Origin of the sequence: Allomesorhizobium aridi (assembly GCF_043769475.1) — a bacterium.
In the GTDB taxonomy this organism is placed as follows: domain Bacteria; phylum Pseudomonadota; class Alphaproteobacteria; order Rhizobiales; family Rhizobiaceae; genus Allomesorhizobium.
In genome coordinates this window covers 2,625,552-2,643,330 of record NZ_CP171729.1, presented here as the reverse complement: position 1 = coordinate 2,643,330, position 17,779 = coordinate 2,625,552, and the positions used below count along the sequence as shown (strand labels likewise).

The window sequence follows — 17,779 nt, the reverse complement described above, 5'->3', positions numbered from 1 at the left end:
TTATCCTTGCTGAAACACTGCCGCGACCCGGGTTTCACCCAGCCGCGCTACACAGGACGCGGTGGTTTCTCCCGGCTGGCGCTGATTGCGGAGAAGTGCGGCGACCCGGCCGAAGCCGCGCGCGGCTTCATAGCCCAGCGTGTAGGCAGCCGGAAGCCCTTTGGCCGTTCCCGAAACGACAAGTCCGGCTCCTTTTTCACCGCCGACCAGCGTCAGCGATGCTTCGGCCGGATGGGCGCAGCCCTTGGCGCAGCCCGAAACGTGGAGGGAGAAGGTTGGGTCAAAAATGTCGCCGGCCTCTTTGGCGATCTCTTCGGCGATCTTTCGCGTGGCGATGTGGCCGGACGCGCAGGCCGGCGCGCCAGGGCAGGCGGCGATTTTGGTGCGCGGGTCGGCGGGATCGGTGACGAAGCCGAGCGATGCGGCGGCGCTCCGGAGTTCGGCGCAGGCGGGTTCGGAAAGGCCGAGGACGAGCAAAGTGCGTTGCGGTGCGAAACGGATTTCGGAGGCGCCGAGCGAGGCGGCGGTGTTTGCCAATGCGATCAGTTTGTCGGCCGGCACGCTGCCGAAGGGCAGGGCGATGGCGATAGCGTATTGGTTTTCGGTAAGGGGGAAGATGCCGAGAGGAACGGCGGAGAAACCTTGCAGATGCTCGCGCCCGACATTGCCCCCTCTGGCCTGCCGGCCATCTCCCCCACGCGGGGGAGATCGCGCTGTCGCTTCCGCTTTCGCCAACGTTGAACGCATCAGCAAGATTGGGCTCAGCCACGAGAGTAGCAGGGACGTCGACGCTGCTAGTCTCCCCCTTTGCGGGGGAGATATCCGGCAGGACAGAGGGGGCAACGTCGAGCGCGAACCTTTTGACGCCAGCGTCAAGCTGGCCAAACGCTTAGACTCGATATCTCTCGCACGCCCCTCCCGTCCAAGCGCTGCGATGGCGGCGAGGATCGCAAGCGTAGCATCTGCGGCGGTAGTCTCCGGCAATAGTACAAGCGGGCTCGCCGTGCGGCCGTCGCCTGCAACGGAAAGACGCCAGAGAGGACGAGCACCTTGTCGCTTGGTCCGCGTGTCGCGCCCTTCGGCGACCAGCCTGACATCCGCCAGCACGGTGTCCATCGCCAGCCGCCCGCGACCATCGACCACGATAGAAACCTTCGGGCCGAGCCGGTTTCCCAGGCCGGCAGCCTCGATGCCCGCGCGGATGCGCTCGGCCAGCGGGCGCGGGTCGGCTATTTCGTCCGGGTCGAGCCCGGCCAGCGGCCCGGTCTCGACGGGAACTGCGGTGTGTACGGCAATGCCGAGCGCATCGACTTCGGCGGCCAGAAGCGGGGCGGATTCGGCGGTCAGGCCGCGTATCTGCAGGCTGCCGCGCGCGGTGACTTCCACGACGCCGTTGCCCTGGCGCGCAGCCGATTCGCACAAGCCGATCAGCGCGTTCGGGGAAACGCCTCCAGCGACCGGGTTGAGGCGAACGAGCAGGCCGTCGCCGGTCTGCATCGGCGCGGACAGTGCTGGGCAGGCGCCGCGGCGGGAGAAGGTCATGCCGCCTCCAGCGCTTGGGCCTCGGCGATCAGGGCCGCGAGGTCGTCGTCGATGGAATTGCGCAGCGGGTGCCACAGGCCGCGGCGGCGCGCCGAGGCGAAGCGTTCGGCGATCACCTTCGCCGCGGCCGGGTTCTCGCGCAGGATGAAGGCGCGGACTTTTTCGTTGCCGAGATAGGCGTCGTGGACCGCCTCGATAAGGGCGCCGGGAATGGCGTTGGTGGTTTCGGCAAAGCCGACCAGCCGGTCGACGGTCTCGGCGAATTCGGATGCGCCGCGCGGGCCGTGCCGCATCTGGCCGTCGATGAAGCGCGGGTTGGTGGCGCGGGCGCGGACGACGCGGGCCACGGCTTCGGTGATCGAGCGGGGGCGCGGGCGCGCCGGATCGGTGGTGTCGAGCACGATGACGTCGGCGTTCTTGCCCAACGCCGCGAGTGCGGCCGAAAAGCCGCCGATGAAGGCGACATCTGCCGAGCCTTCGAGAATATCGCGGCCGGGGTCGTCGCCCGTGTGCACCAGGAGGTCGGCCTCGGCGATTCGGGCGGCGAATGCGCCGGGCGCGGCGATGCCTTCGCCGCCGGCGCCGCCGTAGGCGTGCGAAGTGGCTTCCAGATAGGCGCGGCCGATTTCCTCGCGCGTCTGCCAGTCGCCGCGCGCCAGCATATCCTCGGTGCCGGCGCCATATGTGCCGGGGGAGGAGCCGAAAATGCGCGAAGGCGCCTTTCCGGTGACGCGGGCTTCGGCGGCGAGCGGGTTTTCGGAAGCCTCCTCGTCGCGCGTGGCAACGGCGGCGGCGGCCGCGTCGATCAGCGCGATCTGGGTCGGGAACATGTCGCGGAACAGGCCGGAAATGCGCCAGGTGACGTCGACGCGAGGCCGGCCGACCGTCGCCGGCGGCAGCACCTCGATGCCGGTGACGCGGCCGGTCGCAGAATCCCATTGCGGGCGGCAGCCCATGAGGAACAGGCCCTGGGCGATTTCCTCACCGCCGGTGCGCAGCGACGCGCTGCCCCATAGGTCGATGACCAGCGAGCGCGGCCAGTCGCCGTGATCCTGCAGGTAGCGGCGCAGCATCTCCCCGGCGGCGGCGCGGCCGAGGTCGAAGGCGGTCGGCGTCGGCATCGTGCGCGGGTCGGCGGTGAACAGATTGCGGCCGGTCGGCAGCACGTCGGTGCGGCCACGCGCCGGCGCGCCGGCCGGACCAGCAGTGATGTGGCGGCCGTCGAGCGCTGCGATCAGCGCGCCGCGCTCGGCAGCGGCGCTTTGGCGGCGAATTGCGTCCGGCTCGTCATCGGCGGCGCGGCCATAGACATGCAGGCCATCCTTGATGGCGAAATCCTTGAGATCGCAGAGCCAGGCATCGATGCGGCGCAGCGCCTCGTCCGGCGCGTCGGTTTTCGCCACGCCGGCTTCGGCGGCGAGGCCGGTCTTGGCGGCAGTTTCGACGATCAGTTTTGCGAGGCGGTCGCGGCGGCGACGATCGAGGCCGTCGGCCTGCGCGTATTCGTCGACCAACCGCTCCAGCTTCTGCTGGTTTTCGTCAAGACCGGCATCCGCCAGCGGCGGCGGCAGATGACCGAGGGTGACGGCCGCGATTCGCCGCTTGGCCTGCGCTGCTTCGCCCGGGTTCGATACGATGAAAGGATAGATGACGGGCAGGAGGCCGGTGACAATTTCGGGGAAGCAGGCGCTGCTCAGGGCGACCGTCTTGCCCGGCAGCCATTCCAGCGTGCCGTGCGCTCCGACATGGACGATGGCGTGGATGCCGAGCGATTTGCGCAGCCATAGGCCGAAGGCGAGCAGCGCGTGGCTCGGCGGCAGGGTCGGGTCGTGATAGTCGGCGCGGCGGTCGGCCGAACGCCCGCGATCCGGGGCGAGGGCGACGATGATGTTGCCGAACGTGGCGGCGCGGAAGGGAAACCGGATGTCTTCGCTGCAACGGTCTTGAGCCTCGCTGCTGAGATCGCCACGCTGCCCCTCATCCCCCTGCCGGGACCTTCTCCCCGTATAGTGACGGGGAGAAGGGGAAGCGGGGGCGTCGCGGCCAGCCTCCTTCTCCCCGTTTACGGGGAGAAGGTCCCGGCAGGGGGATGAGGGGCGGCGCGACACATCAGGGTCATCAATTATCCCAACCTCCGCCTTGCCCCATGCGCCTTCCACGGACTTGCGCGCTTCGGCGGGTAAATCGGCGGACAGCAAAGTGTAATCTTCGAGACTTAATCCGTGGCCGCCGACGTTCAAACGGTCCAGCAGCGCGCGAGAATTTTCCGGAATTCCTTCAACGCAATAACCCTGTTTCCTCAGGTCGTGCAGCATGGCGAGCACGCTTGCCGGCACGTCGAGGCCGACGGCATAGCCGGTGCGGCCGGGCGCGCTGGGGTAGTCCGGGATTAGCACCGCGATCTTCCGCTCGGCGCGCGGTGTGCGCTGCAGGCGGCTGAAGGCTGCGATCCGGTCGGCGACTTGGGCCACCCGGTCCGGCTCGGGACGGTTTGCGAAGGCCTTGAAGGTGAGGGCGGCGTCCGCTTCGGTCTCGGCCTTAAAGGCGATGGCGCCGGCGAGGATGCGGCCGTCGAGTTCGGGCATCACGACATGCATTGCCAGGTCGGCCGGGGCGAGGCCGCGCTGGCTTTCCGCCCACGCCTCGCGCCGGGTCGTCGCGACGATGACTTGGAAGACGGGAACGCCGGCGCGGTCGAACAGCGTCTCGACGCCGGGTTCGGCGCCGGTCGCGAAGGCGGTTGCGGTGACGATTGCGGAGGGCGCGAGGTCGGCGAGGGCGGTTTCGACGAAGGCGAGGGAGGCCGGGTCTTTCAGGCTGGAGACGAAGATCGGAACGGGGGCCATGCCTCGTTCGCGCAAGGCTTCGACCAGCGCGTCGATGGGGGCGACGTCGGCGGCGAGCAGCATCGAGCGGTAGAAGAGGATGGGGATGACGGGCGTGGGATCAAGTGAAAGGTTATCTCCACCGCTGCGCTCGGTTCTGTACCGACCCCCCTCTGTCCTGCCGGACATCTCCCCCTCAAGGGGGGAGATTGGGCCTTCATTGGCGTTTTCGCCAATCTTCAATGCATGCTGCGCTTTCAATGGAGAAGGAGAGCCGACATTCCGGCCGGCTGATCTGCCCCCTTGAGGGGGAGATGTCCGGCAGGACAGAGGGGGGGTGCAAAGGGGCGCCTTCAGTGAAAAAGGCATCCGCGTTATTCATAACCCCTTTTCCCGGATCATAAAACCCGGCTTTCGGCACCGAAACCGGCGCACTCGCTACGGCATCGCCGCCGGCGAGCGCCGATAGCCGTTGCACAAGGCCGCGCATGTTTTCGGGGCCGCCCTCGCGGAAATAGCCGAGCAGGGCGTCGAGTTCGACGCGCGGCAGGGTCGAGCATTCGATGAGGCGGAGATCCTCGTCGCGGCATTCGCCGGGCAGCAGCGCCAGCTTGACGCCTTTCTCCCGGGCGATGGCAGCAAGCCGGTCGCAGCCGTAGCGCCACCAGTCGTAGCCGCCGAGAATGCGCACCAGGATGATTTTCGCGTGGGCGGCGACGCTGTCGATCCAGAGATCGACGGACATGGGATGGCGCAGGTCGCGCAGTGCCGCCAGCCGCATCGAGGGCAAGTTTGCAGCGTCGGCTTTCCACGCTGCCGCCAGCCCTGCCAGATCGCTGTCCGTAAAGGACAACGCCACGATATCCGCGGGCGTCTGCCGCAGATCGACAGGCTCCACGAGATCGTCTAGCGAGGCGGATGTCGTGGTCAGTATGTGCATGGCCGAGCTTCTATCCCGCCAGAATCTGCTCGATGGCGCCGCGGTTTAGCCCCTTCAACCCAATCACAACCAGCCGTGAGCGGCGGTCGTCGTCGGCGGTCCAGGCGCGATCGTAATAATGGTTCACACGGGCGCCGACGGCCTGGACCAGGAGCCGCATCGGCTTGCCGCCGACATCGACGAAGCCTTTTACCCGAAGCACATTCTCCTCGTCGGCAGCGGCAGCGACGCGCTTTGCAAGGTCGTCGGGGTTGGAGACCGCCGGAAGCTCGACGATAAAACTGTCGAAATCGTCATGCTCATGGTCGAGTTCGCCGTCGTGATTGGTCTTGCGGTTCTCGATGTCGTCTTCGACGGCGAGCCCCATGCCGAGCAGCACTGATGGATCGACCTTGCCCTGCGAGGTCGGGACGATCTTGACCGAGCGCGCGAGATGTTCGCCGATCACGGCGTGAGCGCGGGCGCTGCCAGCGTCATCGAGCAGGTCGCTCTTGGAGAGGATGACGAGATCGGCGCAGGCGATCTGATCCTCGAACACCTCCTCGACCGGATCGTCGTGGTCGAGGGAATCGTCGCTTACGCGCTGTGCCTGCAACGCGTCGAGGTCGGAGGCGACCTTGCCGGCGGCAAGCGCCGGGCCGTCGACCACGGCTACGACGCCGTCGACGGTGACGCGGCTTTTCACCGACGGCCACTGGAATGCCTGGACCAGCGGCTTCGGCAGAGCGAGGCCGGAGGTCTCGATGATGATGTGGTCGACTTTCGGCTCCAGCGCCAGGATCTGGTCGAGCGCCGGCACGAAATCGTCCGCGACCGTGCAGCAGAGGCAGCCATTGGCCAGTTCGACGATGTTTTCCTCCGGGCAGGCATCGATGCCGCAGCCTTTGAGGATTTCGCCGTCGATGCCGATATCGCCGAACTCGTTGACGATGATGGCCAGCCGCCTTCCGTTGGCGTTTTCGAGGATGTGGCGGATCAGCGTGGTCTTGCCGGCGCCGAGGAAGCCGGTGACGACGGTGCAGGGGACGCGGGCTGCGGAAGCGGTCATGAATTGTCCTTCAGGAGGTCGAGGGGAGGGATACGCGCGACGAGGCCGCGCTTGAGGCTGTCGGGACGGCCGCGCCAGGGCAGGATGCCGTCGGTCGAGGTGGCGAAGAGCTTTGCGCCGGTTATCAAATCCGGGCCGCTTTCCGGCGTCAGGTCGCCGAAGACGTAGCTCCAGGAACCGTCGCGCAGAATGGCGGCGGAGAGACGCCGCTTGCAGTTGCCGAGGCATTCTATCTGCCTGACGTTGATATTGCTGTCCTGGGCGGCGAGCCGCGTCGCGTCGCCCAAAACTTCGCCGGCGCGGGGGCGTGCGTCGGATCCGGTCTCGTCGCGGCAGGACGAGCAGACGACCACCGTGATGCCGGCATGGCCGTCATTGCCTGTGTCCCCGACCTGTTGCGGAAAAATGCCGTCGACTTTCAAGTCATTATGCTCCTTGCCCGGGACACCCGCCAGGCGGTCGGATATTTCGTCAGACGGCAGGTCTCCTGGCTCGCGTGTCGTCGCCTTGGGCCGCCTTCCCGGGAAACTCCCAGTGGTTTTCGGCCTTCGGCTCTTCGCTTACAGTTGCGGGGACAGCTACGGAGTTGGCTGGAAAAGCCGCACCGTATTCCCTCTTAGCCTCCCCCTTTGCGGGAGGAGGACCGTCGGCGGCGAATTTAGGCTTCCGCGTGCTGTGCTGTCAACGCGCGGTTACGGCGGATCGTGCCGTGGTTGTTGCAGGGGCCAGGCGGGCAAGCCGAATGCATGGTCAGAGAGGACGCGATCAGTCGACAATTTTAACGGCCCGGTCAATGCAACCTTAGGCTGTTTCCTGCATGTTCGTTGGAGCATTCTAGGGAGTTCGACGTTGAAAATTTTTGCAACCATCCTTCTTGCGATGTGGATGACGATTTCGGTCAAAGGCCAAGCCGTTGCATCGGAAAACGAGTTCCTTGGCGTTTGGCGGCAAGTCTTCTCGACCGGCGGACATTGCGGCGATTGCACAGTTTCCATAAGCCGCAAGGAACAGGGGTTCTGGGTCGACGCCAGCAACGGCTGGTCTGCACCTCTCACCCAAATACCCACCGGCGGAGATGACACCCTTGTCGGTTCTGGAAAATGGACGCGATCAAAGTCCGGACAGGCTGTAGCGCGCGAGGTGGCCACAGGTTTCAAGATGCGTCGGGGGCGTCTGATTCTGATGATGCATATCGTGGACAGCGACGGCAGCAACATGCGCGTGAAGGCCATCTTCGAGCGATCGTCGCCGGCCGAGCAGCCGGACCCATCGGCGATCTAACCTTCGGCGGCTATGTCCGCCAGCGCCGGTCCAAGATCGCCCGCCGAGGTCACCTCTATCCTGTCGAGCCCCAGCCAGCCCTGCATAGTCTTCAACTCTTCCAGCAATTCGGCGGCGGTGTGCGGCGGGGCGCCGGGCTCGGCATAGGCGGCAAGCACGCGCAAGATGCCGGCGGGCCGGTCCGCCTTCAGGTCGACGCGGGCGACGATGGTGTCGCCGAGCAGGAACGGCAGGACGTAGTAGCCGAACCGGCGCTTTTCGGCGGGGGTGTAGATCTCGATGCGATAATGGAAATCGAACAGCCGTTCGGTGCGCGAACGCTCGAACACCAGCGGGTCGAACGGCGCAAGCAGGGCGCGCGCAGCTATTTTGCGCGGGATACGGGCTTCGGCATGGAGAAAAGCCCGCTGCTTCCAGCCCTTGACGCTGACCGGCAGCAACTCGCCCGATTCGACCAGTTCCGGGATGCGGTCCTTCACGTCTGCCGGCGAGAGCCTGAAATAATCGCGCAGGTCGCCTATGGTGGCGACGCCAAGCGCCTTGGCCGAAATGCGCAGCAATTCGCGGTGGGCTTCGGCGGGTTCCGGGGCAGGGCTCTCGAATACGGCCGCCGGGATCACGCGCTCCGGCAGGTCGTAGAGCCGCTCGAATCCGCGGCGCGAGGCCGTGGTGATGCGGCCGGCCCAGAACAGCCATTCGAAGGCGTGCTTTTCGTCGCTCCAGCCCCACCAGCCGCCGGAACCCTTGGCGCCATCGATGTCGGAAGCGGCGACCGGGCCGTCGGCGGCCACTTTCCGATAAGTTGCCTGGATCAGATCGGCGCGCTCACGGCCGAATTGGGCGAGGCGGCCGTAAATGCCCTCGCTCTGAGCCGCGCGGTCCATGCGCCAGCGCATCAGCGGCCAAGTTTCGACCGGCAACAGGGATGCCTCGTGCGCCCAATATTCGAACAGCATCCGCTTCTTTCCCGAAGCGGCCTTGTCCAGAAGGTCACGATCATAGGGACCGAGCCGCGAAAACAGCGGCATGTAATGCGCCCTGACCACGACACTGACGGAATCGATCTGCAACAGGCCGATGCGGGCGAGAACCTTGGCGAGATGCCGCCGAGCGATGGCGGCTGCCGGCCGGGACTCGGCGAAACCTTGCGCAGCAAGCGCGATGCGCCGCGCCATCGCAACGGATATCGTTTCCTTCATTCTTCGGCGGTCCGGAAAAACATCGAACAGGGCTGTCCAGCATCAACGGGAATCGGTCGATCCGGTCCAGCCTAACAGCGTTTCAGCAAGATTGGTGTCAGGAGAAAAAGTGGAGTATAATAGGAAGGAAATCAAACCGGCGCTCATGCACTTAGAATCGCCGAAAAGCGATCGACGCTGCCCCGATTCGGCCAACGTTTGACTTGCTTCACATGTGTGCGTGCGCTAACCCTCGCCGCAATGCAGCATGGTTTCAGGCGCGGCTTCACCCGGTCAAGCTGTCGCGGTTTCACGATAGGACTAAGTGCTATAATCAGGTCGAACGGCCGCGAGCGGAAAGCGAACGGCCGCCAACGGAAAGTCGGAGCATGAATACGCTTCTCGGTTCATACCTTCCCATCGTCATCTTCATTGGCGTGGCCTTGGTTGTCGCGTTGGCGCTGGTTGCCGCGCCGTTCCTGGTGGCTTACCGCAACCCCGATCCGGAAAAGCTGTCGGCCTATGAATGCGGCTTCAACTCGTTCGACGATGCGCGCATGAAATTCGACGTTCGCTTCTACCTGGTTTCCATCCTGTTCATCATTTTCGATCTCGAAGTCGCGTTTCTGTTTCCGTGGGCGGTCTCGTTCGGCGAGATCGGCATGCTGGGCTTCTGGTCGATGATGGTGTTCCTGGCCGTGCTGACCATCGGTTTTGTCTATGAGTGGAAGAAGGGAGCGCTGGAATGGAATTGAACGATACTTCCACGCTGGTAGCACCCAAGCCGAAAGGCATCATCGACCCGAACACCGGAAAGCCGGTCGGGTCCGACGACGCGTTTTTCGGCGAGGTCAACAGCGAGCTGTCCGACAAGGGATTTCTCGTCACCTCGTCCGAGGCGCTGATCACCTGGGCGCGCACCGGCTCGCTGATGTGGATGACGTTCGGGCTTGCCTGTTGCGCGGTCGAGATGATGCATATCTCCATGCCGCGCTACGACGCCGAGCGCTTCGGCATCGCGCCGCGCGCATCGCCGCGCCAGTCGGACGTTATGATCGTCGCCGGCACGCTGACCAACAAGATGGCGCCGGCGCTGCGCAAGGTCTACGACCAGATGCCCGAGCCGCGTTACGTGATCTCGATGGGCTCCTGCGCGAATGGCGGCGGCTATTATCACTATTCCTATTCGGTGGTGCGCGGCTGCGACCGGGTGGTGCCGGTCGACATCTACGTTCCCGGCTGCCCGCCCACGGCGGAGGCGCTGCTTTACGGAATCCTTCTCCTCCAGAAGAAGATCCGCCGCACCGGCACGATCGAGCGGTGAGCCGACATGAATGAAGCCCTCAACGATCTGGCGGCCTATATCGGCGAAAAGCTGGAAGGCAAGATCGGCGACGCCGTCGTCGCCTATGGCGAACTCACACTCTCGGTCGAGCCGGCCGATATCGTCGGCGTGATGAATTTCCTGCGCCGAGACGTGCAGTGCCAGTTCATATCGATCATCGACATTTGCGGTGTTGACTACCCGTCGCGGCCTAAGCGCTTCGACGTGGTTTATCATCTGCTCTCGCCGCGCCAGAATCAGCGCATCCGCATCAAGGTCATGGCCGACGAGGACACGCTGGTGCCGTCGGTGACGGAAGTGTTTCCGGGCGCTGACTGGTTCGAGCGCGAAGCCTACGATCTCTATGGCATTCTGTTCTCCGGACATCCGGATCTGCGTCGCATCCTCACCGACTACGGCTTCGAGGGTCATCCGTTGCGCAAGGATTTCCCACTGACCGGTTTTGTCCAGGTTCGCTACGACGACGAGGTCAAGCGCGTGGTGTACGAGCCTGTCGAACTGCGGCAGGAATTCCGCAATTTCGATTTTTTGTCGCCATGGGAAGGCACGGATTACGTGCTGCCGGGCGATGAGAAGGCAAAGCAGTGAACGCCCATGGTTGAAACCTCCGTCCGCAACTTCAACATCAACTTCGGCCCGCAACATCCGGCCGCGCATGGCGTTCTGCGCCTCGTGCTGGAGTTGGACGGTGAGGTCGTCGAACGCGTCGATCCGCATATCGGCCTGCTGCATCGCGGCACCGAAAAGCTGATCGAAGCAAAGACCTATCTGCAGGCAATCCCGTATTTCGACCGGCTCGACTATGTCGCGCCGATGAACCAGGAGCATGCGTTTTCGCTGGCTGTCGAGCGGCTGCTCGGCATCGACGTGCCGCGGCGCGGGCTGATCATCCGGGTGCTCTATTCCGAGATTGGCCGCATCCTGTCGCATCTGCTGAACGTCACCACGCAGGCAATGGACGTCGGCGCGCTGACGCCGCCGCTCTGGGGCTTCGAGGAACGCGAAAAGCTGATGGTGTTTTACGAGCGGGCCTCCGGCGCACGCATGCATGCGGCCTATTTCCGGCCGGGCGGCGTGCACCAGGACCTGCCGCAGAAGCTCGTCGAAGACATCGGCAAGTGGATCGATCCTTTCCTGCAGACGGTGGCGAACCTCGATGAATTGCTCACCGAGAACCGCATCTTCAAACAGCGCAACGTCGACATAGGCGTGGTGTCGCTGGACGACGCCTGGGCCTGGGGTTTTTCGGGCGTGATGGTGCGCGGATCAGGCGCCGCATGGGATCTGCGCAAGTCGCAGCCCTACGAGTGCTATCCGGAGATGGAATTCGACATTCCGGTAGGCAAGAACGGCGATTGCTACGACCGCTACCTCATCCGCATGGAAGAGATGCGCCAGTCGGCCAAAATCATGCGCCAATGCGTCAATCTTCTGCTTGGCAAGGATGGCGCTGGACCGGTGTCCAACCTCGACGGCAAGGTGGTTCCGCCCAAGCGCGACGCCATGAAGCGGTCGATGGAAGCGCTGATCCACCACTTCAAGCTCTACACCGAAGGGTATCGCGTGCCGGCCGGCGAGGTTTATGCCGCGGTCGAGGCGCCGAAAGGCGAGTTCGGCGTCTATCTCGTCTCCGACGGCTCGAACAAGCCCTACCGCTGCAAGCTGCGCGCCCCCGGTTTCGCGCATCTGCAGGCGATGGATTTTTTGTGCCGTGGCCACATGCTGGCCGACATCTCCGCCGTTCTCGGCTCCATCGATATCGTGTTTGGTGAGGTCGATCGTTAAATGTCCGTCCGTCGTCTCGCAGAGCCAGCCGTCCAGCCAGCCGCCTTCGCCTTCAACAAGGCGAACGCGGAGGCGGCGAAACAGTGGCTCAAGAAGTATCCGAAGGGCCGGGAGCAATCTGCGGTCATCCCACTGCTCATGATCGCCCAAGAGCAGGAAGGCTGGGTCACCAAGCCTGCGATCGAGCACATCGCCGACATGCTCGACATGCCCTATATCCGCGCGCTCGAAGTCGCGACCTTCTACACGCAGTTTCAGTTGAAGCCGGTCGGCACGCGCGCCCATGTACAGGTCTGCGGCACGACGCCTTGCATGCTGCGGGGTTCGGAAGGGCTGATGGAAGTCTGCCGCTCGAAGATCCATCCAGAGCAGTTCCACACCAATGCCAGCGGCACCTTGTCCTGGGAAGAGGTCGAGTGCCTCGGCGCATGCGTCAATGCGCCGATGGTGATGGTTTTCAAGGACACGTTCGAGGACCTGACGCCTGAACGGCTTAGCGAGATCATCGACGCATTCGAGACCGGCAAAGGCGCCTCGGTCACGCCTGGACCACAGAACGGGCGGGTTTACTCAGCGCCGATTTCCGGGCTGACGACGCTGAAAGACGAAAGCGCAGTGCTGAAAGCGGCGCGAGACCAGGAAGCCAAGGCCGCGGCGAAGGAAGCAAAGACCGCCGGCGCATCGATTCCGCCGTCGAAGGCGGCAAAGCCCAAGACTTATGCTGCCGAAACCAACAATACGGTGAAATCGCCATCTCCGGTCAAGACCAGCCCGAAGACCGAGGTCGCAGTCAGTGTGAAGGCTCCGGCGCATGATCCCGTTGCCGCCAACAAGGCTGCCGAGTCGGTTGAGAAGGCGACAAAACAGCGGAAACGTCCGATCACCGAGGCCGGGCCTGCAGGGGCGTTCAAGACGCCTGAACTGATGCATGGAGAGCCGATCGGGGCAGCGGGCAAACAACCAGGCGCAGCGCCGGTTCGCGCGCAGGCGTCAAAACCGTCGCTCGACGACAAGAACCGGCCGGCGGGCATCGAAAAACCGGCAGCGGTCGACGATCTCAAGCTGATTTCCGGCGTTGGACCCAAGATCGAAGTCACCTTGCATTCGCTCGGCATCTATACGTTCGCGCAGGTCGCATCCTGGAAAAAGGCCGAGCGCGACTGGGTCGACGGCTATCTGAATTTCAGGGGCCGCATCGAACGCGACGACTGGGTCAGGCAGGCCAAGGCGCTCGCCAAGGGCGGCGTCGCCGAATACATCCGGGTCTTCGGCAAGAAGCCTGTCTGAGGGGTCGCAAAATGCTGCAGGACAAGGACCGCATCTTCACCAACATATACGGTCGGTTCGACCGCTCGCTTAAAGGCGCGATGGCGCGCGGGCATTGGGACGGCACGGCCGGCATCATCGCCAAGGGGCGCGACTGGATCGTCAACGAGATGAAGGCTTCCGGCCTGCGCGGGCGCGGCGGCGCGGGTTTCCCGACCGGGCTGAAATGGTCGTTCATGCCAAAGCAGAGCGACGGGCGGCCTTCCTATCTGGTGGTCAATGCCGATGAATCCGAACCCGGCACCTGCAAGGACCGCGATATACTGCGTCATGATCCGCACACGCTGGTCGAAGGTTGCCTGATCGCCGGTTTCGCCATGGGCGCGGTGGCAGCCTACATCTATGTGCGTGGCGAGTTCATTCGCGAGCGCGAAGCGCTGCAGCGGGCGATAGATGAAGCCTACGACGCCGGCCTGATCGGCAAGGACAACAAGAACGGCTACGATTTCGAGATCTACGTTCATCACGGCGCCGGCGCTTATATTTGCGGCGAGGAGACGGCGCTGCTCGAAAGCCTGGAAGGCAAGAAGGGGCAGCCGCGGCTGAAGCCGCCATTCCCGGCCAATGTCGGCCTCTATGGCTGCCCGACGACGGTCAACAATGTCGAATCGATCGCAGTCGCGCCGACCATCCTGCGGCGCGGCGCGTCATGGTTCTCGTCATTCGGCCGGCCCAACAATGTCGGCACGAAGCTTTTCTGCATCTCCGGCCACGTCAACAGTCCGTGCACGGTCGAAGAGGCGATGTCGGTCCCGTTCCGGGAACTCATCGACCGCCATTGCGGCGGCGTCCGCGGCGGCTGGGACAATCTCCTGGCGGTCATCCCGGGCGGCGCTTCGGTGCCGCTGGTTCCGGCCGAGCAGATCATGGATGCGCCGATGGATTTCGACGCGCTGCGCGACCTGAAATCCGGCCTCGGCACGGCGGCTGTCATCGTCATGGACAAATCGACCGATATCGTGAAGGCGATCGCGCGGCTCAGCTATTTCTACAAGCATGAGAGCTGCGGCCAGTGCACGCCGTGCCGCGAAGGCACGGGCTGGATGTGGCGGGTGATGGAGCGGCTGGTGCGGGGCGAAGCGCAGAAGCGCGAGATCGACATGCTGCTCGACGTGACGAAGCAGGTGGAAGGCCACACCATCTGCGCGCTGGGCGACGCGGCGGCTTGGCCGATCCAGGGCCTGATCCGGCATTTCCGCCCGGAAATCGAGCGGCGCATCGACGAATTCACGCGCAACGCACACCGGGCCGAGCCCGTGCTCGTAGCGGCGGAATAGAACGACCTTAGTAACTGCGGACCGATGGTCCGATTTGAGGAAGCACCAAGGGCAAGACGAACGGAAAGAACGGCGAAGGAGCCCCCGATGTCGAAATCTTCCATACCCGAACATGCCGGTCCGGACGCGGACTTCAGCGAAAAGATGAACGAATACATGGCTGTCATCATGCCGAAGGATTTTGCTGGCGCCGTCAATCTGATGGCGCATCCGCTTGCCGGGGCGGCCGCTTTCTCGGCGCTCGGCTTCGGACTGGCCAGCCAGGTATTCGGGCTGTGGGCAGGCGCCGTTTCCGGCGCGGCCGAGGCCTCGCAGCGCCTATGGATGCCCGTTCTGGAAGACCTGGCGCCGAACAAGGACGATTTCGTCGAAAAACCGAAATCGCCGGCGGTTCGCGCGAAGGCGGCGACAAATGTGCTGATCACGCAGGCACGATCCGTGGCCAGAGAGATGACGGAGGATGCCCAGCAGCCTGTCGAAGACGTCAAGGCCGCCGATGTGGTGGCGGATGCTCGACAGGGCGCGGTTGCCGAAGCAATCGCTGAACTGATGCCGGAGGATTTCCGGCAGCCCAAGGCGATGGAGAAGCCGCAAAAGCCGGACGACCTGAAGGCGATTTCGGGCATCGGTCCGAAGCTCGAGCAGGTGCTCAACGGCCTTGGCGTCTGGACCTACGCGCAGATCGCAAGCTGGAGCAGGGAAGAGATAGCCTGGGTCGACGACTATCTGTCGTTCAAGGGCCGGATCGGCCGCGACGACTGGATCGGGCAGGCAACGAAGCTCGCCGCGAGCGGGACGAAGCACTGAATTGGGCAAGGTGGGAGCAAAGTGATGGAAATCCACGACACGCGCGATGTTCTTGATGTGCGCGACGCCACGGTCGCGAATTCGCGCTTTGACGATGTCAACCTGTCGAATACCCGGTTTCACAACGTCAATCTGTCGGCAGCTCTCATCAACAAGACAAATTTGAGCAATTCGAAGGTGGAAGACGTCAATCTGTCCAACACGTTTTTCACCAACGTGAACATGAGCAATGTGAAGATAGAAAACGCGCAGATCGAAGGGATGATGATCGACGGCATCAGCGTTCGCGACCTGCTGCAGGCATACGAAGCGGCAGGCCGCTCCGGGGGCAAGTGAATGGCGAAGCTGAAAGTCGACGGCAAAGAGATCGAGGTTCCCGATCACTACACGCTGCTGCAGGCGGCGGAAGAGGCGGGCGCGGAAGTGCCGCGCTTCTGCTTCCATGAGCGGCTGTCGATCGCCGGCAATTGCCGCATGTGCCTGATCGAGGTGAAGGGCGGGCCGCCGAAGCCGGCTGCCTCCTGCGCCATGGGCGTGCGCGACCTGCGCCCCGGCCCCAATGGTGAGACGCCGGAAATCTTCACCAACACGCCGATGGTCAAGAAGGCCCGCGAAGGCGTGATGGAGTTTTTGCTCATCAACCATCCGCTCGACTGCCCGATTTGCGACCAGGGCGGCGAGTGCGACCTGCAGGACCAGGCGATGGCGTTCGGCGTCGATTCATCACGCTATCAGGAAAATAAGCGCGCGGTCGAAGACAAATATATCGGCCCTCTGGTCAAGACGATCATGAATCGCTGCATCCACTGCACGCGGTGCGTCCGCTTCACCACCGAAGTTGCCGGCATCTCCGAACTCGGCTTGATCGGCCGAGGCGAGGACGCCGAGATCACCACCTATCTCGAAGAGGCGATGACCTCGGAGCTCCAGGGCAATGTCATCGACCTCTGCCCGGTCGGCGCGCTGACATCCAAGCCCTACGCGTTCCAGGCGCGGCCATGGGAACTCACCAAGACCGAATCGATCGACGTCATGGATGCGGTCGGGTCCGCCATTCGGGTCGATTCACGCGGCCGCGAAGTGATGCGCATCCTGCCGCGCATCAACGAGCAGGTGAACGAGGAGTGGATCTCGGACAAGACGCGCTTCGTCTGGGACGGCCTCAGGACCCAGCGCCTCGACCGGCCCTATGTGCGCCGTGACGGCAAGCTGGTTGCCGCGACCTGGAGCGAAGCCTTCGCCGCGATCAAGGAGGCAGTTGCGAAAAGCTCGGGCGACAAGATCGGGGCTGTTGCGGGCGATCTGGCCGCAGTCGAGGAGATGTATGCGCTGAAACTCCTGATGCAGTCGCTGGCGTCGCCGAACATGGATTGCCGCCAGGACGGCGCCGCGCTCGATCCGGCGCTGGGGCGCGCCAGCTACATCTTCAACCCGACGATCGAAGGCATCGAGCAGGCGGATGCGGTGCTGATCATCGGCTCCAATCCGCGCTTCGAGGCTTCCGTGCTCAATGCACGGATCAGGAAGCGCTGGCGCATAGGCAACCTGCCGGTTGGCGTGATCGGCGAGGTCGGCGATCTCCGGTACGACTACGAGATGCTCGGCGCTGGGCCGGAATCACTGAAGGAGCTTGCCGGCAGCAAGGGCAAGTTCTTCTCCGCCCTAAAGAACGCGAAGCGGCCGCTGATCATCGTCGGGCAGGGCGCGTTGGCCCGCGCCGACGGGGCGGCCGTGCTCGGGCTTGCAGCCAAGCTGGCGCTCGCGGTCGATGCGGTCAGCGCCGAATGGAACGGTTTTGCGGTCCTCCATACGGCGGCCGCACGGGTCGGCGGTCTCGACATCGGCTTTGTGCCGGGCGAGGGCGGCAAGAGCGCCGCTGAGATGGCATCCGCAATGGAGATCCTGTTCCTGCTCGGCGCCGACGAAATCGACATGACCGCCACCGGCGGCGCGTTCGTCGTCTATATCGGCACGCATGGCGACGCCGGCGCGCACCGCGCCAATGTCATCCTGCCGGGTGCGGCCTATACCGAAAAATCCGGCACCTACGTCAACACCGAAGGCCGGGTGCAGCAGACCAACCGTGCCGGCTTCGCGCCTGGCGAGGCCAGAGAAGACTGGGCGATCTTTCGGGCGCTTTCGGACCAACTTGGCCATCGGCTGCCTTTCGATCTGCTGGCGCAGTTGCGCGCGAAGCTCATCGCCGACTACCCACATTTGGCGGCCATCGACGAGATCGCGGCGGGCGAACCGACCGACATCGCACGCACGGCGAAGATCGCCGGGCCGCTGGCCAAGGGCGCGTTTGCATCGCCGGTGAAAGACTTCTATCTGACGAACCCGATCGCGCGGGCCTCCGCCGTCATGGCCGAATGCTCGGCCCTGGCGAAGGGCGGCTTCAAACAGGCAGCCGAGTAGGGGCGGT

Annotated in this window: 15 protein-coding genes, 1 pseudogene and 1 riboswitch; of the genes and pseudogenes, 10 read left to right on the top strand and 6 right to left on the bottom strand. The window is 64.2% G+C overall.

The annotated features are described in order from the left end of the window. From cobG to ACG873_RS15010, 5 genes and pseudogenes are all read right to left on the bottom strand, one after another. The gene (gene cobG / locus ACG873_RS15030) at window positions 1–1,542 is read right to left on the bottom strand and encodes a precorrin-3B synthase (protein ID WP_394892736.1); all 1,542 of its coding nucleotides are present in this window, start codon (window positions 1,540–1,542) and stop codon (window positions 1–3) included. Then, complete coding sequence (locus ACG873_RS15025; RefSeq protein WP_394892734.1) at window positions 1,539–4,556, bottom strand: cobaltochelatase subunit CobN; 3,018 nt, start codon at window positions 4,554–4,556, stop codon at window positions 1,539–1,541. Before ACG873_RS15025 ends, cobG begins: the two co-directional genes overlap by 4 nt. Before the next feature lie 190 nt (window positions 4,557–4,746). After that, window positions 4,747–5,307, bottom strand: a pseudogene (locus ACG873_RS15020) (cobaltochelatase subunit CobN); the annotation flags it as partial. A gap of 10 nt (window positions 5,308–5,317) precedes the next feature. After that, complete coding sequence (cobW, locus tag ACG873_RS15015) at window positions 5,318–6,355, bottom strand: cobalamin biosynthesis protein CobW (protein ID WP_394892732.1); 1,038 nt, start codon at window positions 6,353–6,355, stop codon at window positions 5,318–5,320. Beyond that, the gene (locus ACG873_RS15010) at window positions 6,352–6,777 is read right to left on the bottom strand and encodes a DUF1636 family protein (RefSeq protein WP_394892731.1); all 426 of its coding nucleotides are present in this window, start codon (window positions 6,775–6,777) and stop codon (window positions 6,352–6,354) included. The genes cobW and ACG873_RS15010 overlap by 4 nt, the downstream gene beginning before the upstream one ends. Window positions 6,778–6,814: 37 nt before the next feature. After that, window positions 6,815–7,018, bottom strand: a riboswitch (cobalamin riboswitch). A 186-nt stretch (window positions 7,019–7,204) separates the two neighbouring features. Between ACG873_RS15010 and ACG873_RS15005 the strand changes: the two genes are divergently transcribed. Continuing rightward, window positions 7,205–7,636: a hypothetical protein gene (locus tag ACG873_RS15005; RefSeq protein ID WP_394892730.1), complete on the top strand. Its 432-nt coding sequence runs from the start codon at window positions 7,205–7,207 to the stop codon at window positions 7,634–7,636. On the opposite strand, the gene ACG873_RS15000 is transcribed toward ACG873_RS15005, so the two are convergent. After that, complete coding sequence (locus ACG873_RS15000; protein ID WP_394892729.1) at window positions 7,633–8,835, bottom strand: winged helix-turn-helix domain-containing protein; 1,203 nt, start codon at window positions 8,833–8,835, stop codon at window positions 7,633–7,635. The genes ACG873_RS15005 and ACG873_RS15000 overlap by 4 nt on opposite strands. A 368-nt stretch (window positions 8,836–9,203) precedes the next feature. On the opposite strand from ACG873_RS15000, the gene ACG873_RS14995 reads away from it, so the two are divergent. From ACG873_RS14995 to nuoG, 9 genes are all read left to right on the top strand, one after another. Beyond that, window positions 9,204–9,569, top strand: coding sequence for an NADH-quinone oxidoreductase subunit A (locus tag ACG873_RS14995; RefSeq protein ID WP_394892727.1), 366 nt, complete (start codon window positions 9,204–9,206; stop codon window positions 9,567–9,569). Further along, window positions 9,560–10,138, top strand: a complete 579-nt coding sequence (locus ACG873_RS14990) for a NuoB/complex I 20 kDa subunit family protein (protein ID WP_394892725.1) — start codon at window positions 9,560–9,562, stop codon at window positions 10,136–10,138. The genes ACG873_RS14995 and ACG873_RS14990 overlap by 10 nt, the downstream gene beginning before the upstream one ends. Before the next feature lie 6 nt (window positions 10,139–10,144). Continuing rightward, the gene (locus ACG873_RS14985) at window positions 10,145–10,747 is read left to right on the top strand and encodes an NADH-quinone oxidoreductase subunit C (RefSeq protein WP_394892723.1); all 603 of its coding nucleotides are present in this window, start codon (window positions 10,145–10,147) and stop codon (window positions 10,745–10,747) included. A gap of 6 nt (window positions 10,748–10,753) precedes the next feature. Further along, complete coding sequence (locus ACG873_RS14980) at window positions 10,754–11,944, top strand: NADH-quinone oxidoreductase subunit D (RefSeq protein WP_394892721.1); 1,191 nt, start codon at window positions 10,754–10,756, stop codon at window positions 11,942–11,944. Continuing rightward, on the top strand, window positions 11,945–13,231 hold the full coding sequence (locus ACG873_RS14975) for an NADH-quinone oxidoreductase subunit E (RefSeq protein WP_394892720.1): 1,287 nt from the start codon (window positions 11,945–11,947) through the stop codon (window positions 13,229–13,231). An 11-nt stretch (window positions 13,232–13,242) separates the two neighbouring features. Next, window positions 13,243–14,547: an NADH-quinone oxidoreductase subunit NuoF gene (nuoF, locus tag ACG873_RS14970; RefSeq protein ID WP_394892719.1), complete on the top strand. Its 1,305-nt coding sequence runs from the start codon at window positions 13,243–13,245 to the stop codon at window positions 14,545–14,547. An 87-nt stretch (window positions 14,548–14,634) separates the two neighbouring features. Continuing rightward, window positions 14,635–15,354 carry an NADH-ubiquinone dehydrogenase gene (locus tag ACG873_RS14965; RefSeq protein ID WP_394892717.1) on the top strand — a complete coding sequence of 240 codons (720 nt, stop codon included), beginning with the start codon at window positions 14,635–14,637 and terminating at the stop codon, window positions 15,352–15,354. Between the two features lie 24 nt (window positions 15,355–15,378). Further along, on the top strand, window positions 15,379–15,690 hold the full coding sequence (locus ACG873_RS14960) for a pentapeptide repeat-containing protein (protein WP_394892716.1): 312 nt from the start codon (window positions 15,379–15,381) through the stop codon (window positions 15,688–15,690). Then, window positions 15,691–17,772, top strand: a complete 2,082-nt coding sequence (nuoG, locus tag ACG873_RS14955; RefSeq protein ID WP_394892715.1) for an NADH-quinone oxidoreductase subunit NuoG — start codon at window positions 15,691–15,693, stop codon at window positions 17,770–17,772. It begins immediately after the preceding gene. Window positions 17,773–17,779 lie beyond the last annotated feature (7 nt).

Bases quoted from the DNA above. Each gene is read 5' to 3' on its own strand.
- nuoF (WP_394892719.1), top strand. From the start codon at position 13,243: ATGCTGCAGGACAAGGACCGCATCTTCACCAACATATACGGTCGGTTC.
- ACG873_RS14985 (WP_394892723.1), top strand. From the start codon at position 10,145: ATGAATGAAGCCCTCAACGATCTGGCGGCCTATATCGGCGAAAAGCTG.
- ACG873_RS14975 (WP_394892720.1), top strand. From the start codon at position 11,945: ATGTCCGTCCGTCGTCTCGCAGAGCCAGCCGTCCAGCCAGCCGCCTTC.
- ACG873_RS15025 (WP_394892734.1), bottom strand. From the start codon at position 4,556: ATGTCCGGCAGGACAGAGGGGGGTCGGTACAGAACCGAGCGCAGCGGT.
- cobG (WP_394892736.1), bottom strand. From the start codon at position 1,542: ATGACCTTCTCCCGCCGCGGCGCCTGCCCAGCACTGTCCGCGCCGATG.
- ACG873_RS14965 (WP_394892717.1), top strand. From the start codon at position 14,635: ATGTCGAAATCTTCCATACCCGAACATGCCGGTCCGGACGCGGACTTC.
- ACG873_RS14990 (WP_394892725.1), top strand. From the start codon at position 9,560: ATGGAATTGAACGATACTTCCACGCTGGTAGCACCCAAGCCGAAAGGC.
- nuoG (WP_394892715.1), top strand. From the start codon at position 15,691: ATGGCGAAGCTGAAAGTCGACGGCAAAGAGATCGAGGTTCCCGATCAC.
- cobW (WP_394892732.1), bottom strand. From the start codon at position 6,355: ATGACCGCTTCCGCAGCCCGCGTCCCCTGCACCGTCGTCACCGGCTTC.
- ACG873_RS14995 (WP_394892727.1), top strand. From the start codon at position 9,204: ATGAATACGCTTCTCGGTTCATACCTTCCCATCGTCATCTTCATTGGC.
- ACG873_RS15000 (WP_394892729.1), bottom strand. From the start codon at position 8,835: ATGAAGGAAACGATATCCGTTGCGATGGCGCGGCGCATCGCGCTTGCT.
- ACG873_RS14960 (WP_394892716.1), top strand. From the start codon at position 15,379: ATGGAAATCCACGACACGCGCGATGTTCTTGATGTGCGCGACGCCACG.
- ACG873_RS14980 (WP_394892721.1), top strand. From the start codon at position 10,754: ATGGTTGAAACCTCCGTCCGCAACTTCAACATCAACTTCGGCCCGCAA.